The organism is Streptomyces sp. NPDC056580 (assembly GCF_042793175.1).
Taxonomy (GTDB): domain Bacteria; phylum Actinomycetota; class Actinomycetes; order Streptomycetales; family Streptomycetaceae; genus Streptomyces.
The window spans coordinates 14,997-36,217 of sequence record NZ_JBHTVE010000011.1 but is presented as its reverse complement, the minus strand read 5'-3'; the positions used below and the strand labels follow the sequence as shown (position 1 = coordinate 36,217).

Annotated in this window: 16 protein-coding genes and 1 pseudogene; 8 read left to right on the top strand and 9 right to left on the bottom strand. The window is 74.1% G+C overall.

Annotated elements, in window-relative coordinates; genetic code table 11:
* The first annotated feature begins 10 nt into the window (after positions 1 to 10).
* Both mmsA and ACFQ9Z_RS24540 read left to right on the top strand, forming a co-directional pair.
* Positions 11 to 1,513, top strand: a complete 1,503-nt coding sequence (gene mmsA, locus ACFQ9Z_RS24545) for a CoA-acylating methylmalonate-semialdehyde dehydrogenase (protein ID WP_383022537.1) — start codon at positions 11 to 13, stop codon at positions 1,511 to 1,513.
* A 383-nt stretch (positions 1,514 to 1,896) separates the two neighbouring features.
* A complete protein-coding gene (locus tag ACFQ9Z_RS24540; RefSeq protein WP_383022534.1) occupies positions 1,897 to 3,303 on the top strand; it encodes an APC family permease in 1,407 nt (468 codons plus the stop codon).
* Between the two features lie 4 nt (positions 3,304 to 3,307).
* Here ACFQ9Z_RS24540 and ACFQ9Z_RS24535 read toward each other — a convergent pair whose 3' ends face one another.
* Positions 3,308 to 3,733 carry a GNAT family N-acetyltransferase gene (locus tag ACFQ9Z_RS24535; protein ID WP_383022532.1) on the bottom strand — a complete coding sequence of 142 codons (426 nt, stop codon included), beginning with the start codon at positions 3,731 to 3,733 and terminating at the stop codon, positions 3,308 to 3,310.
* Positions 3,734 to 3,848: 115 nt separating this feature from the next.
* On the opposite strand from ACFQ9Z_RS24535, the gene ACFQ9Z_RS24530 reads away from it, so the two are divergent.
* From ACFQ9Z_RS24530 to ACFQ9Z_RS24505, 6 genes and pseudogenes are all read left to right on the top strand, one after another.
* A complete protein-coding gene (locus tag ACFQ9Z_RS24530; protein ID WP_383022530.1) occupies positions 3,849 to 6,500 on the top strand; it encodes a CocE/NonD family hydrolase in 2,652 nt (883 codons plus the stop codon).
* Positions 6,497 to 7,369, top strand: a complete 873-nt coding sequence (locus ACFQ9Z_RS24525; protein WP_383022527.1) for an ABC transporter permease — start codon at positions 6,497 to 6,499, stop codon at positions 7,367 to 7,369. The genes ACFQ9Z_RS24530 and ACFQ9Z_RS24525 overlap by 4 nt, the downstream gene beginning before the upstream one ends.
* 68 nt (positions 7,370 to 7,437) lie before the next feature.
* Positions 7,438 to 7,623: pseudogene (locus ACFQ9Z_RS24520) on the top strand (long-chain fatty acid--CoA ligase); the annotation flags it as partial.
* A gap of 353 nt (positions 7,624 to 7,976) precedes the next feature.
* A complete protein-coding gene (locus ACFQ9Z_RS24515; RefSeq protein WP_383022524.1) occupies positions 7,977 to 8,204 on the top strand; it encodes a chaplin in 228 nt (75 codons plus the stop codon).
* 109 nt (positions 8,205 to 8,313) lie between these two features.
* Positions 8,314 to 9,630, top strand: a complete 1,317-nt coding sequence (locus ACFQ9Z_RS24510; RefSeq protein ID WP_383022522.1) for a chaplin family protein — start codon at positions 8,314 to 8,316, stop codon at positions 9,628 to 9,630.
* 180 nt (positions 9,631 to 9,810) lie between these two features.
* Complete coding sequence (locus ACFQ9Z_RS24505; protein WP_383022519.1) at positions 9,811 to 11,073, top strand: glycosyl hydrolase; 1,263 nt, start codon at positions 9,811 to 9,813, stop codon at positions 11,071 to 11,073.
* Between the two features lie 73 nt (positions 11,074 to 11,146).
* Here ACFQ9Z_RS24505 and ACFQ9Z_RS24500 read toward each other — a convergent pair whose 3' ends face one another.
* From ACFQ9Z_RS24500 to ACFQ9Z_RS24465, 8 genes are all read right to left on the bottom strand, one after another.
* Entirely contained in the window at positions 11,147 to 12,271 is a 1,125-nt protein-coding gene (locus tag ACFQ9Z_RS24500) for a GNAT family N-acetyltransferase (protein ID WP_383022517.1), read from the bottom strand.
* A complete protein-coding gene (locus tag ACFQ9Z_RS24495) occupies positions 12,268 to 12,939 on the bottom strand; it encodes a lipopolysaccharide biosynthesis protein (RefSeq protein ID WP_383022515.1) in 672 nt (223 codons plus the stop codon). The genes ACFQ9Z_RS24500 and ACFQ9Z_RS24495 overlap by 4 nt, the downstream gene beginning before the upstream one ends.
* Entirely contained in the window at positions 12,936 to 14,093 is a 1,158-nt protein-coding gene (locus ACFQ9Z_RS24490; protein ID WP_383022513.1) for a glycosyltransferase, read from the bottom strand. Before ACFQ9Z_RS24490 ends, ACFQ9Z_RS24495 begins: the two co-directional genes overlap by 4 nt.
* Entirely contained in the window at positions 14,090 to 14,851 is a 762-nt protein-coding gene (locus ACFQ9Z_RS24485) for a polysaccharide deacetylase family protein (protein WP_383022511.1), read from the bottom strand. The genes ACFQ9Z_RS24490 and ACFQ9Z_RS24485 overlap by 4 nt, the downstream gene beginning before the upstream one ends.
* On the bottom strand, positions 14,835 to 16,475 hold the full coding sequence (gene murJ / locus ACFQ9Z_RS24480; protein ID WP_383022508.1) for a murein biosynthesis integral membrane protein MurJ: 1,641 nt from the start codon (positions 16,473 to 16,475) through the stop codon (positions 14,835 to 14,837). The genes ACFQ9Z_RS24485 and murJ overlap by 17 nt, the downstream gene beginning before the upstream one ends.
* Positions 16,476 to 16,954: 479 nt before the next feature.
* Complete coding sequence (locus tag ACFQ9Z_RS24475) at positions 16,955 to 18,283, bottom strand: O-antigen ligase family protein (protein ID WP_383022506.1); 1,329 nt, start codon at positions 18,281 to 18,283, stop codon at positions 16,955 to 16,957.
* Between the two features lie 3 nt (positions 18,284 to 18,286).
* The gene (locus tag ACFQ9Z_RS24470; RefSeq protein WP_383022504.1) at positions 18,287 to 19,708 is read right to left on the bottom strand and encodes an exopolysaccharide biosynthesis polyprenyl glycosylphosphotransferase; all 1,422 of its coding nucleotides are present in this window, start codon (positions 19,706 to 19,708) and stop codon (positions 18,287 to 18,289) included.
* Positions 19,705 to 20,898 carry a glycosyltransferase family 4 protein gene (locus ACFQ9Z_RS24465; RefSeq protein WP_383022498.1) on the bottom strand — a complete coding sequence of 398 codons (1,194 nt, stop codon included), beginning with the start codon at positions 20,896 to 20,898 and terminating at the stop codon, positions 19,705 to 19,707. The genes ACFQ9Z_RS24470 and ACFQ9Z_RS24465 overlap by 4 nt, the downstream gene beginning before the upstream one ends.
* Positions 20,899 to 21,221: the final 323 nt, after the last annotated feature.

The window sequence follows — 21,221 nt, the reverse complement described above, 5'->3', positions numbered from 1 at the left end:
GTCTTAGGGCATGACGAAGATCGTCAACCACTGGATCGGCGGCAAGACCGCCGAAGGCGCGTCGGGCGCGTACGGGCCGGTCACGGACCCGGCGACCGGCGCGGTCACCACGAAGGTCGCGTTCGCGTCGGTCGAGGAGGTGGACGCGGCGGTCGCCGCCGCCAAGGACGCCTACACGACCTGGGGCCAGTCCTCGCTGGCCCAGCGGACCGGCATCCTCTTCAAGTTCCGCGCGCTGCTCGACGCGCACCGGGACGAGATCGCCGAGCTGATCACCGCCGAGCACGGCAAGGTGCACTCGGACGCCCTCGGCGAGGTGGCACGCGGCCTGGAGATCGTCGACCTGGCCTGCGGCATCAGCGTCCAGCTCAAGGGCGAACTGTCCACGCAGGTGGCGAGCCGGGTGGACGTGTCCTCGATCCGGCAGCCGCTGGGCGTGGTCGCGGGGATCACTCCGTTCAACTTCCCGGCGATGGTGCCGATGTGGATGTTCCCGATCGCCATCGCCTGTGGCAACACGTTCGTGCTGAAGCCGAGCGAGAAGGACCCGTCGGCCGCGGTCCGGCTCGCCGAGCTGCTCGCCGAGGCCGGACTGCCGGACGGCGTCTTCAACGTCGTGCACGGTGACAAGGTGGCCGTGGACCGGCTGCTGGAGCACCCGGACGTCAAGGCCGTCTCCTTCGTCGGCTCGACCCCGATCGCCCGCTACATCCACACCACCGCCTCCGCCAACGGCAAGCGGGTACAGGCCCTCGGCGGCGCGAAGAACCACATGCTGGTGCTGCCGGACGCCGACCTGGACGCGGCCGCCGACGCGGCGGTCTCGGCGGCCTACGGCTCGGCCGGCGAGCGCTGCATGGCGATCTCCGCGGTGGTGGCGGTCGGCGCGATCGGCGACGAGCTGGTGGAGAAGATCCGCGAGCGGGCCGAGAAGATCAAGATCGGTCCCGGCGACGACCCGGCGTCCGAGATGGGCCCGCTGATCACCGCCGCCCACCGCGACAAGGTCGCCTCCTACGTGAAGGGCGCCGCCGACGAGGGCTGCGAGGTGGTCCTGGACGGCACCGGCCACACCGTGGCGGGCTACGAGGACGGCCACTGGATCGGCATCTCGCTGCTCGACAGGGTCCCGACCACGGCCAGTGCCTACCAGGACGAGATCTTCGGCCCGGTCCTGTGCGTGCTGCGCGCCGAGACATACGAGGAGGGCGTGGCCCTCATCAACGCCTCGCCGTTCGGCAACGGCACCGCCATCTTCACCCGGGACGGCGGCGCGGCCCGCCGCTTCCAGCTCGAGGTCGAGGCCGGCATGGTCGGCGTGAACGTACCGATCCCGGTCCCCGTCGGCTACCACTCGTTCGGCGGCTGGAAGGACTCGCTCTTCGGCGACCACCACATCTACGGCAACGACGGCACGCACTTCTACACCCGCGGCAAGGTCGTCACCACCCGCTGGCCGGACCCGGCGGACGCCCCGGCCGGCGTCGACCTGGGCTTCCCGCGCAACCACTGAGAACCCACCGACAACGCCCCGTCGGGCCGTCCGGATACCGGACGGCCCGACATTTTTTTTGTCACGTCACCTGCGGTTCCCGTTTTCGGGGATGAAACGGGCAAGCAACGAAAGTCGTTCACCTCACCTTCGAAAGCAAGGTCATCCGTCGACTCGGCTTGCTGAATGAACTGGCACGTGATCATTGCCTACGAAAGTGATGTGAACTGCGTCGCTTTCCAGGTGCGGAATCCGAAGGTAGACCCCCATTGACGTGGCGGTTTTCGTCGGGGTTCTCTAAGCAGCGCCGGGAGCGGACGAGACGAACGTACGACGAGCCGCCGGAGGCGATAGCGCTCCCGACCCCCACCCTCAGTCGCACGAGTCGATCGGAACCCCGCCGCATGACCGACACGCTCCGCCCTGTCGACACCGCCGTCACAGACGCTTCGGGCGTCCCTGACGGCCCCCAGAAGCTCAAGCGTTCCATCGGCGTCGTCGGCGGCACCCTGCTGACGCTCTCGTGCGTCACGCCCGCGTCCACGCTCTTCGTGGTCGTCCCGGACCTGTTCGGCTCCCTCGGCACCGCGACCGCCCTGACGATCGCCATCGGCTCCCTCCTCTGTATCGCCGTGGCGTTCTGCTACTCCGAGCTGGGCACCCTCATCCCCAGCGCGGGCGGCGAGTACGCCATGGTGTCGACGATGGCCGGGCGGCTCGCGGGCTGGCTGGTCTTCGTGCTGTCCCTGCTGGTGGTGGTGATCGTCCCGCCGGTGATCGCGATGGGCACGGCCGACTACCTGACCCCGATCGTGCACCTCGACCCGGCCATGACCGGCGCCGGCGTGATGCTGCTGGCCACCCTCGCCGGCCTGCTCGACCTGCGGGCCAACGCCTGGATCACCGGCATCTTCCTGGTCCTGGAGGTCATCGCGGCCGGTGTGGTCGCCCTGCTGGGCTTCTCGCACAGCCAGCGCGGCGTCGGCAGCCTGGTCTCCATGGAGGTGGCCGGCCCGAGCGGCCACACCGACCCGGTGACGGCCATGCTCGTCATCTCCGGGCTCGCCATCGCCCTGTTCGCCACCCAGGGCTTCTCGACCGCCGTCTACCTCTCCGAGGAACTCGAGCACCCGCGCCGCAACGTCGCCCGCACGGTGCTGGCTACCCTCGCCATCTCCTCGGTGGTCATCATCGTCCCGGTCGCCGCCATCACCATGGGCGCCTCCGACGTCAAGGAGCTCACCAGCGGCGACCTGAGCGCGATGGTCACCGCCTGGTCCAACTCCGCGGTCGGCGCCTTCGTGAGCCTCTGCGTGGCCCTCGCGATCATCAACGCGGGCATCGTCATGGTCATCCAGAACTCCCGCGTCCTGTTCGCCTCCGCCCGCGACAAGGCCTGGCCCGAGCCGGTCAACAACGTCTTCTCCCGGCTCGGCCGCTTCGGCTCCCCCTGGGTCGCCACGCTCGCGGTCGGCGTCCCCGGCGCGGTCCTCTGCTTCGTCAACCTGGACACCCTGTACGGCGTCACCGGCGTCTCCGTGACCGGCATGTACATCCTCGTCGCGGTCGCCGCCCTGCTGAGCCGCCGCGGCTCGCACAAGCACACGCCCGCCTGGCGGATGCCGCTGTGGCCCGCGATGCCCATCCTGCTCATCGTGGTCCTCGCCTACATCCTCACCCAGCAGGAGGCGAGCTACCTGCTGTGGACCGGCGGCATCACCGCGGTCGCCACCCTCTACTGGGTCTTCTACCTCCGCCCGCGCCGCGACACCCGCTGGCTGGTGTCGATCCCGGAGGACGAGCAGGTCTGAGGGCTCAGCCGAAGTCCCACGTCACCACCGAGCACGACCCGTCGTCCTCGCCGCCCGCACTGCGATAGGCGGCGAGGGCGACGTCGTTCCCGCGGTCCACGCCGACCCACATCCCGTGGCAGCCCCGCTCCCGCGCCAGCGCGGCCAGCCGCAGCACCAGCGCCCGCCCGATCCCCCGGCGGCGGTACGGCTCGGCGACAGCCAGCTCGTACAGGAACATCTCGGTTCCCTTGTCTGGGTGCACGGTCTCCACGCCGCTGACGAACCCGACCGGGCCGCCCCCTTCCTCCGCGTGCGCGAGGAACAGATGGTGTCCGGCGGTGGTCAGGAACCGTTCGGCCCACTCGGCGCGGACCGGCTGGTCGAACAGGTGCCCGGCCGCCACGAGCTGGGCGACGCTCGTGGCGCGGCGGATGTCGGGAGGGCGCATGCGCCTTGCTACCACGCCTGGAGTACTGGAGGAACCGTTCCGTACGCCGTGAGGAGGGCGAGAGTTCAGCCCCTGGGCCGCATGCGCCGTCGGTGGCGGCCCGTACCGTTGATGCATGGATCTTCGAGTGCCCGTGCGGCGGGGACTGCTGAAGGGGCCGCGCCGGCTGCTCGCCGCCGCGGCCGCCGTCGTGGTGCTCGCCGGCGCCGGGACGTGGTCGGCCGTGGCGTCCGACGGCCCGTCCGGGGTGCGCCGGACCGACCGGGTGATGACCATGGCCGACGGCACCCGCCTGGACACCTCGTACTTCACCGGCGCCTCCTCCGGCCGCCGCCCCGCCGTCCTGCTCGCCCACGGCTTCGGCGGCAGCAAGGACGACGTGCGCCAGGAGGCCGAGGACCTCACCCGCGCCGGCTACGCGGTGCTGACCTGGTCGGCCCGCGGCTTCGGCCGCTCCACCGGCAAGATCGGCCTGAACGACCCGGAGCACGAGGTCGCCGACGTCTCCAGGCTCATCGACTGGCTGGCCGAGCAGCCCCAGGTCCGCCTCGACGCCAAGGGCGACCCCCGCGTGGGCGTGACCGGCGGCTCCTACGGCGGCGCCGTCTCCCTGCTCGCCGCCGGACACGACCGCCGCGTCGACGCCATCGCCCCGGCCGTCACCTACTGGAACCTCGCCGACGCCCTGTTCCCGAACGGCGTCTTCAAGAAGCTGTGGGCCGGCGTCTTCTTCAACACCGGCGGCGGCTGCGCCAGGTTCGAGCCCGCCCTGTGCCGGATGTACGACCGGGTCGCCGAGTCCGGCACCCCGGACGCCGCCGCCCGCGAACTACTCGAGAAGCGCTCCCCGGTCGCGGTCGCCGGCCGCATCAAGGTGCCCACCCTGCTGGTGCAGGGCCAGACCGACTCGCTGTTCACCCTGGCCCAGTCCGACGCCGCCGCGAACGCACTCCGCGCCGGCGGCGCCCCGGTGGCCGTCGACTGGATCGCGGGCGGGCACGACGGCGGCGACATGGAGGACAGCCGGGTCCAGGGGCGGGTCACCGCCTGGTTCGACCACTACCTCAAGGGCGACGGTTCCGCGGCCACCGGCCCCGCCTTCCGCGTCACCCGCACCGGTGGCGTCGACTCCACCGACGGCGCCGCCCAGCTGCGCGGCGCGAGCGCCGACGCCTACCCGGGCCTGCGCGACCACCCGCGGGCCGTCCCCCTGAGCGGCCGTAAGCAGCACGTGGCCAACCCGGCCGGCGCCAGCCCGCCCGGCGTCTCCGCGCTGCCCGGCCTCGGCGGCTCCGGTGGCCTCTCCCAGCTCTCCGCGCTCGGCGTCGGGGTCGCCCTGGACTTCCCCGGCCAGTACGCCCGGTTCGACTCGGCCCCGCTCACCCGCGACCTGCGGATCACCGGCTCGCCGACCGCCACCGTGCACGTCACCTCCACCACCGGCGACGCCGTCCTGTTCGGCAAGGTGTACGACGTCGGCCCCGACGGCGCCCGGCAGGTGCTGCCCTCCCAGCTCGTCACGCCGCTGCGGGTCACCGGCGCCAAGGCGGGCAAGGACGTCACGGTCACCCTCCCGGCCATCGACCACGAGGTGCGCAAGGGCCACCGGCTCCGTCTGGTCCTCGCCTCCACCGACCTCGGCTACGCCTCACCGGCCGCCCCGGCCACGTACACCGTCTCGCTCGAGTCGGACCTGAGCGTGCCGACCGCGCCCGCCGTCACCACCGCGGCGGCCCCGCTGCCCTCCTGGGTGTGGTGGCTGCCGCTGGCCGGCGCCCTGGGCGCGCTCGCCCTGCTGGTCACCGGCCGCCGTCCCACCGCCGCCCCCGCCCCCGACCCGGCCCTCGCCGACGTCCCGCTGCAGATAACGGACCTGAGCAAGCGGTACGCCGGGTCCGCCGACCGGTACGCGGTGCGTGAGCTGTCCTTCCGGGTGGAGAAGGGCCAGGTCCTCGGTCTGCTCGGGCCCAACGGCGCGGGCAAGACCACCACCCTGCGCATGCTGATGGGCCTCATCGGGCCGGACGGCGGGGAGATCCGCGTCTTCGGCCACGCCGTCCGCCCGGGCGCGCCGGTGCTGTCCAGAGTCGGCGCCTTCGTCGAGGGCGCGGGCTTCCTGCCCCATCTGTCCGGCCGGGAGAACCTGGAGCTCTACTGGCGGGCCACCGGCCGGCCGCCCGGGGACGCCCACCTCGACGAGGCCCTGGAGATCGCCGGCCTCGGCGACGCGCTCGCCCGCGCCGTGCGCACCTACTCCCAGGGCATGCGCCAGCGCCTGGCCATCGCCCAGGCCATGCTCGGCCTGCCCGACCTGCTCATCCTGGACGAGCCCACCAACGGCCTCGACCCGCCGCAGATCCGCGAGATGCGCGAGGTGATGATCCGCTACGCGGCCGCCGGCCGCACCGTGATCGTCTCCAGCCACCTCCTCGCCGAGGTCGAGCAGTCCTGCACCCACCTGGTGGTGATGGACCGCGGCCGGCTGGTGCAGGCGGGTCCGGTGCGGGAGATAGTCGGCTCCGGCGACACGCTGCTGGTCGGCACCGGCACGCCCGTGGAGGAACCGGTCGTGGAGAAGGTCGCGGCCCTGCCCGGCGTCGCCTCCGCCGTCCGCACCGAGGACGGGCTGCTCATCCGCCTCGAGCCCGGCGGCGCCGCCGGGGAACTGGTCGTGGAACTGGTGCGCCTGGAGGTGCCCGTCGCCTCGGTCGGCCCCCACCGACGCCTGGAAGACGCCTTCCTCACCCTGATCGGAGGTGCCCCGTGAGCACGCTCAGCGAGCCCGTCGAGCCCGTAGAGGCCGCCCCCGGCTACCGCGCGGTCCGTACGCTGCCGCTGCGCGTGGAGCTGGTCCGCCAGCTCAAGCGGCGCCGCACGCTCGTCATGGGCGGCGTCCTCGCGGTCCTGCCGTTCGTGCTGCTCGTCGCCTTCGCGATCGGGGGCGAGCCCTCGGGCCGCGACGGCCGGGTCACGCTGATGGACACGGCCACCGCGTCCGGCGCCAACTTCGCCGCCGTCAACCTGTTCGTCTCGGCGGGCTTCCTGCTGGTGATCCCGGTCGCCCTGTTCTGCGGGGACACGGTCGCCTCCGAGGCGAGCTGGTCCTCCCTGCGCTACCTGCTCGCCGCGCCCGTGCCGAGAACCCGGCTGCTGCTGTCCAAGCTCGCCGTGGGGCTCGGGCTGAGCCTCGCCGCGATGGTGCTGCTGCCGGTCGTCGCCCTCGCGGTCGGCACCGCCGCCTACGGCTGGGGTCCGCTGCAGATACCCACCGGCGGCGCGCTGGACCCGGGCACGGCCGCGCAGCGGCTGGTGGTGGTCGTGGCGTACGTCTTCGTGTCCCAGCTGGTCACGGCGGGACTCGCGTTCTGGCTCTCCACCAGGACGGACGCCCCGCTCGGCGCGGTCGGGGGCGCGGTCGGCCTGACGATCGTCGGCAACGTCCTGGACGCGGTGACCGCCCTCGGCCACTGGCGCGACTTCCTGCCCGCGCACTGGCAGTTCGCCTGGGCCGACGTCGTGCAGCAGGACCCCGAGTGGTCCGGCATGGTCCAGGGCGCCGCGATCTCCGTGACGTACGCCGTGGTGCTGTTCGCCCTGGCCTTCCGGGGGTTCGCCCGCAAGGACATCGTCTCCTGAACCCAGCCGTGACCGGCGGCGGCGCCTGCCATTGACGTTTCCTTACTTACGAGTAAGTTGACCTGGCGGCGTACTGGAACGACCCGGCCGCCACGGACGCCGTCCTGGCCGACGAGTGGTTCGCCACCGGCGACCTCGGCAGCCTCGTCGAGGACGGCTGCCTCACCATCACCGGCCGCAAGAACGACATCATGGTCACCTCTGGCGGCAAGAAGGTCTCCCCGGCCGTTCTGGAGGACCGGCTGCGCAGCCGCTGACAACGGGCTGCTCACCCCGTCGCTGAGGGTGAAGCGGCACGCGGTGACCGCCGCCTACGCGGCCCGGATCGAGGAGCTGTACGGCGCCTGAGCACACTAAGCGGCGGGCCCCCGTCCCGCACGTCCTGGGCGGCACCGAAAATGCTCCGGCGTCGGCCAAGGTGTCAATTCCATGGGGGCGTTCGAGTGAATTGCCGGGTGGTATGCGTTCCGTAGTTTCTTCCGCTGTCTATTCCTCGTTTTACAGCTGCCGGTCATGGTGCGAGCCATTCAAGCCGTGCTCGCTCGGCCGAAGCCGCTCGCTCGGCTAGGCCGTCAGAAGGGCATGACCGCAGAGAAGGGAAACTTCCATGAAGAAGAGCGCTGCTGTCCTCGTCGGCGCCATCCTGGCTGTGGGCGGGGCGGCCCCGGCCTTCGCGGACTCCGGCGCGGAGGGCGTCGCCGCCAACTCTCCCGGCGTCATCGCGGGCAACGCCATCGAGGTTCCGGTGCACGTGCCGGTCAACGCCTGCGGTGACTCCGTGGACGTCATCGGGGCGCTGAACCCGGCGCTCGGCGCCCGGTGCGAAAACGACTGAGAGCAGTAACCCGACGCATCAGCCGACCGGCTGTGTCGTGGCCGGCCCCGGACCTTCTTTCTCGTTCCGGGGCCGGCCTTCCCATTTCTACGAGCAGGAAGACACGACATTGCGACAGACCCTCAGCAAGGGCATTCTCGTGGCCGCCGCCGCGACAGGCATGCTGTCCTTGTACGGCGGCCTGGCTCTCGCCGACTCGGGCGCGCACGGCGCCGCCCGGCACTCGTCCGGGGTGGTGTCCGGCAACACCGTCCAGGCCCCGGTCGACGCCCCGGCCGACGTCTGCGGCGACTCCGCGAACGGAACGGCCGCGCTGAACCCGGCTTCCGGCGGCAGCTGCGCCGGCGGCCACGAGTCCGGCACGGACGGCAAGGACGCGGGCGCGTCCGGCACCGACCCGCGGGACGACTCCCACAGCGACGACGCGTCCCAGGCGCCGTCGCACATCAAGGGAAACGATTCCCCTCAGTCCGCGCAAGGCGAGGAGGACAAGGCCCCGAGCTCCCCGAAGGAGGAGGAGCACGCGTCCGAGTCCGCTCACGGGAAGGAGGAGCCCACCGCGGCGCCCTCGTACGGGGACGACGAGCCCACCCAGAAGCCGTCGTACGGCGAGGACGAGCCTGGCAAGAAGCCGTCGTACGGCGAGGACGAGCCGGGCAAGAAGCCCTCCTACGGCGACGACGAGTCCGGCAAGAAGCCGTCGTACGGCGACGACGAGTCCGGCAAGAAGCCGTCGTACGGGGACGAGGAGCCCGGCAAGAAGCCGTCGTACGGGGACGAGGAGCCCGGCAAGAAGCCGTCGTACGGCGACGACGAGCCCTCTCCGAAGCCCTCGTACGGGGACGACGAGCCGGGCAAGAAGCCTTCCTACGGTGACGACGAGTCCGGCAAGAAGCCTTCCTACGGTGACGACGAGCCCTCTCCGAAGCCCTCGTACGGGGAGGACGAGCCGAGCAAGGAGCCCTCGTACGGGCACGAGGAGCCCGGCAAGGAGCCTTCGTACGGGGAGGACGAGCCGAGCAAGGAGCCCTCGTACGGGCACGAGGAGCCCAGCAAGGAGCCCTCGTACGGGGACGACGAGCCCTCTCCGAAGCCCTCGTACGGGGACGACGAGCCCACTCCGAAGCCCTCGTACGGGGACGACGAGCCCACTCCGAAGCCGTCCTACGGCGACGACGAGCCCAGCAAGGAGCCCTCCTACGGAGACGACGACCACTCGACACCGCCCCCCTACGGCGATGACGACGACACGCCCCCGTCCTACGGAGACGAGGAGCACCACCACCACCATCACGGGGGCAGACCCCACCTCCCGCACACCGGCGGCAACGCCGAAGCCATGATGGCGGCCTCGGCGGCGAGCGCCGTGCTGATCGTGGCCGGGACCACCCTGTACCGACGGGGCCGTCGCGCCTCCCGTCACTGACGTGCCCGGTGCGGGGTGCCGGCGCCCAGTGCCCGGCACCCCGCCGGTTCGGCCGTACGAGGGGCGGGGTCACCTGGAAGCCCTAACCGCGTTGGCGGAACCCTGGTTCGTATGACTGGGTGTCAGTAACAGGAACCGCCGGGCGAGCAGGCGGTCGTGCGGGAGAGGGAGGATCCCGGCATGGCTCCACAGGGGCGAAGGGCCCGGTACCGGCTGACCCTGATCGCGGCCGGGACCACCATCGCGGCGGTCCTCGCGGCAGGGCCGGTTCCCATCCCGGCGACACCCGCACCCACACCCCCCGTGCCCACGGCGACCCCGTCCACGGTCTCCGTGCCCACGGCCTCCACGCCTTCGTCCGCCGCGGCCGCGAAGCCCGGGGTCTCCGCCTCGCCCGGCGCCACGAAGGGACCCGCCGGGATCACTCCCTTCGGCGCCTTCCTCGACTCGGGGCCGCTCGGCGTGGCCCGGATCACGGGGCTGCGCAGCTGGCTGGGCGGCACCGAACCGAAGGTCGCGCACACGTATCTGCCCGGCGGTGAATGGGCGGACATCGAAGGCCCGCCAGGCTTCCTGGACGCGTGGGCGCGGTGGCGGCGCGAGCAGGCGGACCGCACCCTCGTGCTCAACGTGCCGATGCAGGCGCACAACGAGGAGAACGTCCCCGACGGCCAGGTCCGCGAGCTGCTGAGGCAGGCGGCGGCCGGGGCGTTCGACCGCCACTTCCGCACGCTGGCCGAGCGGCTGGTGGCGCAGAAGGTGCCCGACACCGTGCTGGTGCTCGGCTGGGAGATGAACGGCGTCACGTACACCCACCGCTGCGGACCGGACCCGGCGGCCTGGAAGGCGTACTGGAAGAGGATCGTCACGACCATGCGGTCGGTGCCGGGCCAGAGGTTCCGGTTCGACTTCACCCCGAGCCGCGGCCGGGACGCCGTCCCCTGGACCGAGTGCTACCCCGGGGACGACACCGTGGACATCATCGGCATGGACGCCTACGACCAGCCCGCCCGGCTGTCGTTCGAGGAGCAGGTGAAGGAGCCCTACGGGCTGCGGCAGCACGCCGAGTTCGCCAAGGCCCACCGCAAGCCCATCTCCTTCCCGGAGTGGGGGCTCTTCCTCAACGGCGACAACCCCGCCTACATGCGGGGCATGCTCGCCTGGATCGAGGAGCACAAGCCGGCGTACAACACCCTCACCGACTACTGCCCGCACGGCGTGTGGCAGTGCGCGTCCAATCCCCGCTCCTCCCAGGTCTACCGGTCCTTCCTCTACGGCCACGGCGACCAGCCGGCCGCCCCGGCACCGACCACGCCGGTGCCGGAGCCCACGGGGTCCAGCGTGCCCCCACCGAAGCCGGTCGACGACTGCCCGGCCCCGGGCCCCGCGGACTGGCTGCACTACTGGCTCGGCCGGAAGTTCTGCTTCGGGCCCGACCAGTGACGCCCCGACCGGTGACGCCCCGGCCGACGATGACACCACGGCCGGTGGGCCCGCGGCCGGCAAGCCCCCGGCGTCAGCCCGACGGCTGCCGGCGCCACCGGCGCAGCACCCGGCCGCCCCACTGCCGGGCGGCCGCGCCGGACAGCGTGGCGGACAGCAGCGGCGCGGTCCGCCGCCGGGCCATCAGCAGCCGCCGGTTGGGGACCGGTTCGGGCCGCCAGTGCTGCTTGTACGGCTCGTCGCCGCGCAGCAGGCTCAGCGTGCCGCTTCCGTCGCCGCCGGCACGCGCGGCCTGCTCGCTGCACGCGTCCAGCAGCATCACGGCCACGTCCGCCTTGCTCTCCCGCAGCCGGGGATGCGCGCCGTACAGGTAGCCGCCGGTCAGGCTCCGGGACACCAGCGTCAGGTCGACGGCGACGACGTCCTCGCCGATCCGGAACTCGGTGACGAGCGCGTTCCCGGAGCGGACCATCTCGGTCACCGCGCGCACCAGATGCTCACGGAACCGGGGTTGCATGTGCTCGGCCGTCACCTTCCGCTCCTGCCACTGGAGCCGGTGCAGCTCCAGCAGCCGGCGCAGGGCCTCGGGCGCCTCGTCGGGACGGGCCACGTGCCGCACCACGCCCAGCGACGCGTGCCTGCGTAGTTGCGCGCGGACCCGCTGGGCCCGCTTGGTGGGCAGCCGGGCGGCCAGCTCGGCCAGCGGGACGGCGGGCAGTTCGAGGCACAGCGAGTCGCGGACCGTGCGGCGCGGCCCGCGCCAGCGGTCGTGGATCCGCTCCACGGCGGCACCGGGCCGCACCTCGCGGAAGTCGATCAGCGCCGTGCGCGCCGCGTCCCACAGGGCGTCGGCGAGGGCCTCGGCCGCGCGCCCGTCGTCGGCGTCGTCCAGCAGCACGTCCCCGTAGTCGGAGATCGCCCCGCCGAGCGGGACGAGCGCGGGCACCGGGCGGCGCACCAGCATCAGCGGCGCCGCGGCGACCAGTTCGTCGCCGGAGCGCACCAGCAGCACCCGGAGCCGGCCGGGACCGCCGTACGACCGCCACCACGAGTGCAGCCAGGCGTGGTGCTGGAACGGGGTCGCGGTGGCGCACCGCTCGTACAGCCGTCCCCAGGCCGGGGCCAGCGCGGCGAAGGCGTCCTCGTCGGTGACGAGGTCGGTCGTGCAGGCCCGGACCGCCGGGCAGGTGGCCGTCACAGCTGGCCGTGCGCGTCGGAGGCGACGGCCGGGCCGGGCACCGCCGCCGGACGGCGCCCGGCATCGGACCCGGCCTCCTCCTCGGGCCGGCGCCGTGGCCGCACCAGCAGCACCAGGGCGCCGAGCAGTCCGCCCGCGCTCGCCCCCACCAGGCCGGTGACCACCGGGGAGGCCGAGGTGGGCGCGGTCGGCCGCGGGGCCCGGGAGAACTGCACCAGCTCGACATGGGTGTCGGCCTTGGTGGCGTTGGCGTGCTGGGCGAGGGAGCGGGCGACCGCGTTGGCCATGTCGGCGGCCCTGGCCGGGCGCCCGGAGGTGGCGGAGACGGCGACCATCGGGGCGTCCGGCGAGGTGGCCGTGCGCACGCTGCCGCGCAGGGTGTTCACCGGCACCCCGGCCCACACCTGCGCGTCGCCGAGCACCGCGAGATCGGTGGCGACCCGGCCGTAGGCCTGGGCGAAGCCGACCGCGGCGGCGGAGTCGGAGCTCTGGGTGGGCACGGCGATCACGTAGCTGGTAGCCGTGTACGTGGGCGGCTTCAGCACGCCGTAGGCGCCGCCGAGCAGCCCGCCGGCGAGGACGCCGGCCGCCGCCAGCGACCAGGGCGGAAGCGCGCGCAGGCGCTTGAAGCGGGCCGGACGGGAGTGCCGGGTGGGATTCTCGGTCATGGCGAGCTGACTCTCTCGGGCGATGGGGACCTGGTGGGCGTGCCGGCGAGCGCCGCCGTGTAGACGTCCATAAGCCGGGCGGCGCTGCGGGTGATGCAGTAGTGGCGGGGCGCCTCGGGGGCGGCGCGGGGCCCGGGCCCGGCGGCCCGCACCCCGGCGAGCGCGCGGGCGTAGGCGTCGGCGCCGCCCGTGACGCGCAGCGCGTCCGGGGCGGCTTCGGGCGGCAGGTCCTCGAGGGCCGGGCAGGAGGCGTAGCGCACCGGCAGCCCGGCCGCCAGCGCCTCGACGACGGCCAGCCCGAAGGCCTCCTCCGGGGACGGCGCGGCCAGCACGTCCATCGCCGAGGTCAGCGCGGGCAGATCGGGTCCGGGCGAGCCGTCCGGGACGTAGGGCCGTTCGCCGGTGAACAGCACCCGGCCGGCCACGCCGGACTCCTCGGCGGCCCGGCGCAGGGCGGCCTCCTGCGGGCCGCCGCCGACCAGCAGCAGCCGGCAGTCGCCGGGGAGCCGGGCGAGGGCCCCGATCAGGACGTCGAAGCGCTTGCCGGGGGTGAGCCGGCCGATGCCGCCGATGACGAACGCGTCGTCCGGCAGCCCGAGCCGGGCGCGCGTGAGCCGCCGCCGCTCCGGGTCGAAGCGGAAGCCGTCCAGGTCGATGCCGTTGGGCACCACCGCGATGCGCGGCCGGGGCACCCCCCAGCGGGTGAGCCGTTCGGCGACCGTGGGGGAGACCGCGACGGTGGTCCGGCCCAGCCGCTCGCCGGCCAGGTACAGCGCGCGCACACCCGCGGTGAGGGGGCGCCCCTCCATCTGCGAGTCGCCGAGGGAGTGTTCGGTGGCGACGACCGCGCGCACCCCGGCCAGCCGGGCGGCGATCCGGCCGTACAGACAGGCCCGGTAGAGATGGGTGTGCACGAGGTCGTAGCGGCCGTGCCGGATGACGTGGGCCAGGCGGGGCAGCGCCGCCACGTCCCGGTTGCCGTTCATGCCGAGGTGGGTCACCCGCACCCCGTCGGCGGCCAGCCCGTCGGCCACCGCCCCCGGGTTGGTCAGCGTCACCACGTCGCACCGCGCGGGCAGGTGCCGCAGCAGCAGCCGCAGTTGCTGCTCCGCGCCGCCCACCCCGAGTCCGGTGATGATGTGCAGCGCCCTCACCGCGGCTCCTCCACCGGCCGGCGGCGCAGCCGGTGCAGCCGGTACTTCAGCAGCAGGCGCACACCGGTGTCGTGCTGCCCGACGTACACCCGGGGCAGGGCGTACGGGCCGGTCAGCGCGCCGGGGTCGATGGCGCAGGCGTAGCCGTACCCGGCCTCCCGGACCGCGTCGGCGGCACGGGCGTCGACCGCGCCGTACGGATAGCAGAAGCCGGTGACCGGGGCGCCGGTCAGCCCCTCCAGCAGGGCCCGGCTCTCGACGGTCTCCGCCTTGAGCGTGACGTCGTCGGCCCCGGTCAGGTCGACGTGGGTCAGACCGTGCGAGCCGATCTCCACCCCCGACCGGGCCGCGCGCCGGATCCCCTCGGCGGTCAGCAGCGGCTTGCGCGGGCCCAGCGGGTCCCACGCGTTGTCGCCGCCGAGCCGGCCGGGCAGCGCGAACAGGGTGGCCGTGCACTCCCAGCGGGCCAGCACCTCGGCCGCGCCGGTGAGGAAGTCGGCGTAGCCGTCGTCGAAGGTCAGCCCGACCAGGCCCTGCCCCTCGCCGCGGGCGCGGGCGGCGAGCAGTTCGCGCACCGACACCCCCCGCAGTCCGCGGTCGCGCAGCCAGCGCAGTTGCCGCTCCAGCCGGTCGGGCGTGACGGTGATCCGGTACGGGTCGTCGGAGCGGTCGCCGACCGAGTGGTACATGGCGATCCACGGGACGCGGACGGGGCCGGCGGCGCCGGCGCGCCGGGGTGACTCAACGGAGGACGGCATGGGCGAGCCTTCCGGCGAGGGTGCGGACGAATCGGACGGCGGTGGTGCATCCCTGGGCGCCCAGGGCGTGGCCGAGCAGGACGAACACGACGGTCACGGTGGTCCCGCCGGCCAGCAGGCCGGCGAGCGGCACGGCGGGCAGGCCCGCGGCGAACGCCCCCGCCAGGGCGGCCACCGCGGCGGCCGCCAGTGGCCGGCTCAGCTCGCGCAGCACGCCCCCGACCCGCACGGGCACGCTGTGCGAGGCCATGCCGGCCAGCAGCAGCACGGAGGTGACGGTGATGCCGGCGGCGTTGGCGGCGGCGATGCCGGTGACGCCCCAGCGGCCGATGGTGCCGGCGCCGGTCCCGGAGGTCACGACGATGCCGGCGGCCATGGCGGCGAGCGGGTACCAGGTCGGGCGGCCCGCGGAGAAGTAGGAGCGGACCAGCACGCCCGTCAGGGTCTGGCCGAGCAGGCCGAGCGCGTACACCCGCATGACGTCCGCCGTCGCCGCGGTGTCGGCCGCGGTGAACGCGCCGCGCTGGAAGAGGAGATGGACGGTCTGGGGGGCGCAGGCGACGACCGCCGCGGCGCCGAGCAGCACCAGGCAGGCGGCCACCGCCAGATCGCGCTCCACCCTGGTCCTGGCCCGCTCGGTGTCGCCGTCCGCGATGGCCCTGGCCACCACCGGGAAGGTGACCGTGCACAGCATCATCGACAGCATCATCGGGATCTGCGCGACCTTCTGCGCGTAGTTCAGGTGCGAGATGGCCCCGGCGGGCAGCTGCGAGGCGAAGAACCGCTCGATGAGCACCTGCGACTGCCGGCACAGACCGAACAGCAGCACGGTGGCCATGAGCGCGACGTCCACCGGCCGGCCGCCGGCGCCGTCCCCGGACACGGCCCGGGGCGCCCGGCGATCGCGCAGCCGGCGCACCAGGTCGGGGAGCTGGACCAGCACCATCAGGCATCCGCCGGCCGCGACCCCGAACGCCGCCGAGCGCACTCCCCAGTGGCCGCCGAGCGCGAACATCGCCGCGATGATGCCGATGTTGTACACGACGTAGATCGCCGCCGGGGCCAGGTAGCGGCCGTGGGCCCGCAGCGCCGCGCTGCAGTACCCGGCGAGCCCGAAGCTGAGCACACAGGTCGCGGTGAGCCGGGTGCAGTCGACGGCGAGGGCGGGATCGGGCAGCCCGGGGGCGAGCACGCCGACCAGTTGCGGAGCGGCGGCGGCGCAGAGCGCGCCCACCGCCGCGAACGCCAGCGACAGCCGGGGCAGGCTGCCGGCCACCAGGGCGCGCACGGGGTCGCCGGGGGCGCCCTGGGCCCGCCGGGCCAGGGCCGCGCTGAACGCCGGGATCAGCGCGAACGCCAGCCCTTCCTCGATGAGCAGCGTGGCCGCGAACTCCGGCACGGTCCAGGCGACCAGGAAGGCGTCGGTGTCCCGCCCGGCCCCGAACAGCTGGGCCAGCGTCTGATCCCGCACCAGCCCGAGAAGCGCCCCGGCGACCGAGAGCGACGCGGTGACGAGCGCGGCGCGGGCCAGGAAGCGGGGGGTGGTGAGGGTGGCGGCGCTGGTGCCGGGGGTGACGGTGGCGGTGCCAGGGGTGGCGCCGGTCGTCGGGAAGGTGCTGGGCACTGGGGCGGCGCCAGCGCCCCGGGCGGTCCCGGATCCCGGTGCGGTGCCGGTTGCCGGGTCACTGCCGGACTCCGGGGCGGTCTTGGGATGCCGGGCGATGCTGAATCGAGGGGTGGCGCTGGACTCCGGGCCGCCGCCACGCTCCGGAACGGCGTCGGAGTCCACGGCGCTGCCGGAGGTCAGCGGGGCGTCGCAACTTGGAGGGGCGTCCCAAGTCGGAGGGGCGTCGGAAGTCAGAGGGGTGTCGGTCGCGGCTCCTGGCGAGACGTCCCCGCTGGGCGCGACGCCCGGCGCGGCCGTCCGTGCGGCGGGCACGGATCCTCCGCCCGACTGCCCCGCCTCGGCGGAGCCCGTCACCGGCCCGGCCGGCCCGCCGGCTTCCGGGCTCGTCACCGGCACAGCCGGCCCGCCGGCTTCCGGGTCCGCCGTCGGCCCGGCCGGTGGCCGGGGGTCCCGTGGTCCGCGGGAGGGCGTCGCCGTCATCGCGCGGCCGCCTCTCCCGGCGCCGGGGCGCGGTCGGCCGTCGCGGCACCGGACAGCGCCCACCAGGCCGCCAGCCCGAGGCACACCGCCGTCAGTACCGTCGAGGGGCCGCCGATGTCGGCGTAGGCGAAGTCGACCAACTGCCAGACCAGCAGCCCGCAGGCGATCAGGGCGCACTCCCGGCCCCCGCGCGAACGCCGCGTCCGCCACAGGTTCCGCAGCGCGCACACCAGCAGGGCCAGCCAGCCGCCCGCCAGGCCCAGCAGGCCGAGCAGACCCTGCTCGCCGAGCACAAGCAGGTACATGTTGTGCGGGGACAGCAGCGCCTGCCGGTGGAAGGCGGCGCCCGCGCCCGCCGTGTCGCTGCCCGAGGACAGCGCCAGCGAGGCGTGGCCGTCCCGGTACTCGGGGAAGCCCTTGAGACCGACGCCGGTCAGCGGATGCTCCCGCCACATGTCGGTGGCCGCCGCCCACATGGTGTACCGGTCGGTGACGGACTGGTCGGGCGCGTCGGCGACCTGGGTGATGCTGTCGAACCGCTCCTGCAGCATCGCCGTGCCCAGCCCGAACCCGCCCACCAGGACCACGCCCGCGGCCACCGCCGCCGCCCCCACCCGCAGCGCCCGGCGCGGTCCGGCCAGTGCCAGCTGGACGGCGACGGTCACCACGGTGGCGATCCAGGCGCCCCGGCTGAAGGACAGGGCGAGCGGTGGCAGCAGGGCCACGGCGCAGGCCGCCGCGGCCCACCGCTCGCGCACCGGGGCGCGGCCCAGCGCCAGGCCGACCGCGCAGACCAGCCCGAAGGACACCACCGTCGCCATGCCCATCACGTCCGACGCCCCGAAGGTCCCCACGGCGCGGACGTCCTCGCCCTCGTACGACGCCCCCGTGCCGGTGACGTACTGGTGCACCCCGAGGAGCCCCTGCCACAGCGCGAGCGCCACGAGCGACCAGGCCAGCAGCCGGAAGTCGCGGCGGTCGCGGACCAGCAGGAGGACGGCGGCGGGCACGAGGACGAAGATCTGCAGGTAGCGGCCGAGACCGGCGACCCCGGCGCCCGGTGACACCGCGCCCATCGCGGCGACCGCGAGACCGGCGACCGGCAGCCCGAGCACGACGGCCGCGGTACGGGACAGCGGACGCCGGCGCTCCCGCAGGAGCCGTACGGCGCAGTGGGCGACGACCACGGCGGACATGGCGTCGGCCGGGCCGGCGCCGCCCGCGCCGCCGCTCCGGCCCGGCAGCGCGAGCAGCGCGACCACGGCCACCACGGAGAGCGCCGGGGAGGGCCGGAACGGGCGGCGCATCGGCAAGGCGAGGCTCATCGGTCAGCTCCCCGCCGACCGCACGAGCGCGACCGCGGTGCGCAGCATGATGCAGACGTCCTGCCACAGCGACCAGTTGTCGATGTAGGCGTTGTCGAAACGGGCCCGGTCCTCGATGGAGGTGTCGCCGCGCAGACCGTTGATCTGGGCGAGGCCGGTGATGCCGGTCCGCATGCGGTGACGGTCCGCGTAGCCGGGGTGGGCCTGGCTGAACAGGGAGACGAAGTAGGGCCGTTCGGGGCGCGGCCCGACCAGGCTCATGTCGCCCCGGAAGACGTTCCAGAGCTGCGGCAGCTCGTCCAGCGAACTCACCCGGAGGAAGCGGCAGAACGGGCTCATGTCGCGTTCGCCCGCCACGCTCCACCGGGTGGCCGCCTCGTGCTGGTCGACCGGGCGGTGGGTGCGGAACTTCAGCAGCGTGAAGGGGCGCCCGTCCTTGCCGATGCGCTCCTGCCGGAACAGCACGCCGGGGCCGTCGGTGAGCCGGAGCACCACCGCGCACAGCAGCAGCACCGGCGAGACCGGCAGCAGCAGCGCCCCCGACACCAGCACGTCCAGCAGCCGCTTGCCGAGGCTGCCGCGCCGCCCCGGACCGAGGTCCAGCCGGCGCACGGCGAACCCGGCGAGCTGGTCGCTCGACCCGTGCGCCGGGCGTTCCGCGTCCAGTTCCCACACCGTGCAGCCCGCCTCGAGGAGTGTCCGCGTCAGCGGCTCCTGTCCGCTGCGCACGGCCGGGGCGACGCTGAGGACGTCCCGTACGCCGTTCTGGATGAGCGCGCGCCCCACCTCCTCCTCCGTGGTGAGCACGGGCAGTCCGCCCGGGTCCTCGGAGTGTTCGGCGACCACGCCCACCGGCCGCACCCCGCAGCGCGGATGCCGCAGCAGCGCTGCGGCCACCCGCTGAGAGGTCGCGGCGGGACCGACGACCAGCGCCGGGCGCGGACGGCCGGCCAGGACGGCGCGGCGCCGCCAGTGCACCGCGCCGCGCCCCGCGCAGGCCGCCGCCGCGTGCAGCGTCCAGCCGAGCAGCAGAGTGCGGGCGGACAGCGCCTGGCCCGGCTCGTACGCGGCGCGCAGTGCGGCCAGCGCGAGCCAGGTCACCGCGATCCGGCCGCAGACGGAGGGCAGTTCGTCGAGCACGCCGAGCACCGGCCGCACCGCGCGCGGCCGCAGCAGTATGGCTCCGGCCACCAGTACGGCGACCAGTAACGGGCGGTGGACGGCGCCTTCCAGGGCGAGAGCGCCCACCAGTGCGGCGAGCAGGTCGGCGGTGAGCAGCGGCAGCGGCGAGGCGGGCCGCGCCGGCGACCGGCGCACCGGGAACCGGGACCCGCCGGTGGCGCGCGCGGGCAGGACCGAGAGGGGCGAGAGTCCTTGGTCCCAGGGCTGGCCGCCGGGGGATGGGACGGTACTTTCCGCGGTCACGAGTGGATGGACTCCCTGCGCTCGAAGGACACGGGTGGCCGGGGTCCGAGCAGTTCGCGGTAGAGGTCCGCGACCCGCTCGGCGGTGTGCCGCACGTCGTGAGTGGACAGGACGTGACGGCGCCCCTGGTCCGCTAGCGCGGCGCGCAGGGGGGCGTCGATGAGCAGCGCGGTGACGGCTCCGGCCAGCGCCGCGGGGTCCGCCGCCGGTACCAGACAGCGGTCCGCGAGGGCCGGCGGCAGGCTCTCCCGGGCGCCGTCGACGTCGGTGAGTACTACGGGCCGCCCGCAGGCCAGGGCCTCCAGCGGGGCGAGGGCCATGCCCTCCCAGCGCGAGGGCAGGACCACCAGGTCGGCGGCCCGGTACCAGGGCACCGTGTCGGCGACCGCGCCCACGAGACGGACCGAGGGGTGCGCACGCGCGCGCAGCGCGTCCCGGTCGGGTCCGTCGCCGACCAGCGCCAGCCGGGCGTCCGGCACCGCGCACCGGATCCGCTCCCAGGCGCGCAGCAGCACGTCCTGCCCCTTCTGCCGGCACAGCCGCCCGACGCAGACGACGAGCGGTGCGGACGGACCGAGGCCCGGCAGGAGCGCGGCCCGGGCGGTGGCGGTGGCGGCGGGACCCGCTGCGGCAGGCGTGGGTGCGGGGGAGAAGCGGCCGGTGTCGATACCGTTGGGGATGACGGCGTACGAGGCGTGCACCCCGGCGCGTTCCCCGGTGGCCCGCTCCGCCTCGCTGACGCACACGATCCGGTCGGCCCACCGGGCGCCCCAGCGTTCCCAGCGCAGTGCGAGGCCCGCGGTCACCCCGCCGACGGCCTCGAACGACCATGCGTGCGGCTGGAACACGGTCGGGATGCGGCCGCGTACCGCCAGCCGGGCGGCGAGCCCGGCCTTGGCGCTGTGCGCGTGCACCAGTTCGGGCCGCACCTCTTCGATCAGGCGTGCCAACCGCTTCACCTCACCGGCCAGTCCGGGACCCGGGGACCGCGCGGCCCGCCACGGCCGGAAGCCGGCGCCCATCCCGCGCAGCTCCGCGCCCAGTTCACCGCCGGGACAGCCGGCCGTGACCCGCGTGCCCGCGGCGAGCTGGGCCCGCGCGAGATCGAGCACGACACGGGCGACCCCGCCGTCGACGGGTTGCGCGACATGCAGGACCCGCGGCCGAGGATCGGGTGCTGGCTGGTGCATGCGCGGGTTCCTCGCTCAGGGACGCTCGGGGCTGCGGGTGGGTACGCGTGTCGTGCCGGCGCGTCCGCGGCCACGAGGAGTGCGCCGGTCCACGTCACATACAGAGCAACGAGCCGGTGGCCCGGCTGGTCACCGCCGACCGGGCCGGGCCTGGCCGTCGTCGAACACATCTGCCGGCGGCGAATGGGGTACGCCGTCCGCTCTCTCCCTCGTGGTGGAGAGGGCAGCAACTCTATGAGGCGTGGGGATTAATCCGAAGAAACCGGGCAAGTGTGTCTGATTCGTGAAGGGCCACTCAGGTGCACATCACCCCTTTGGCGGCG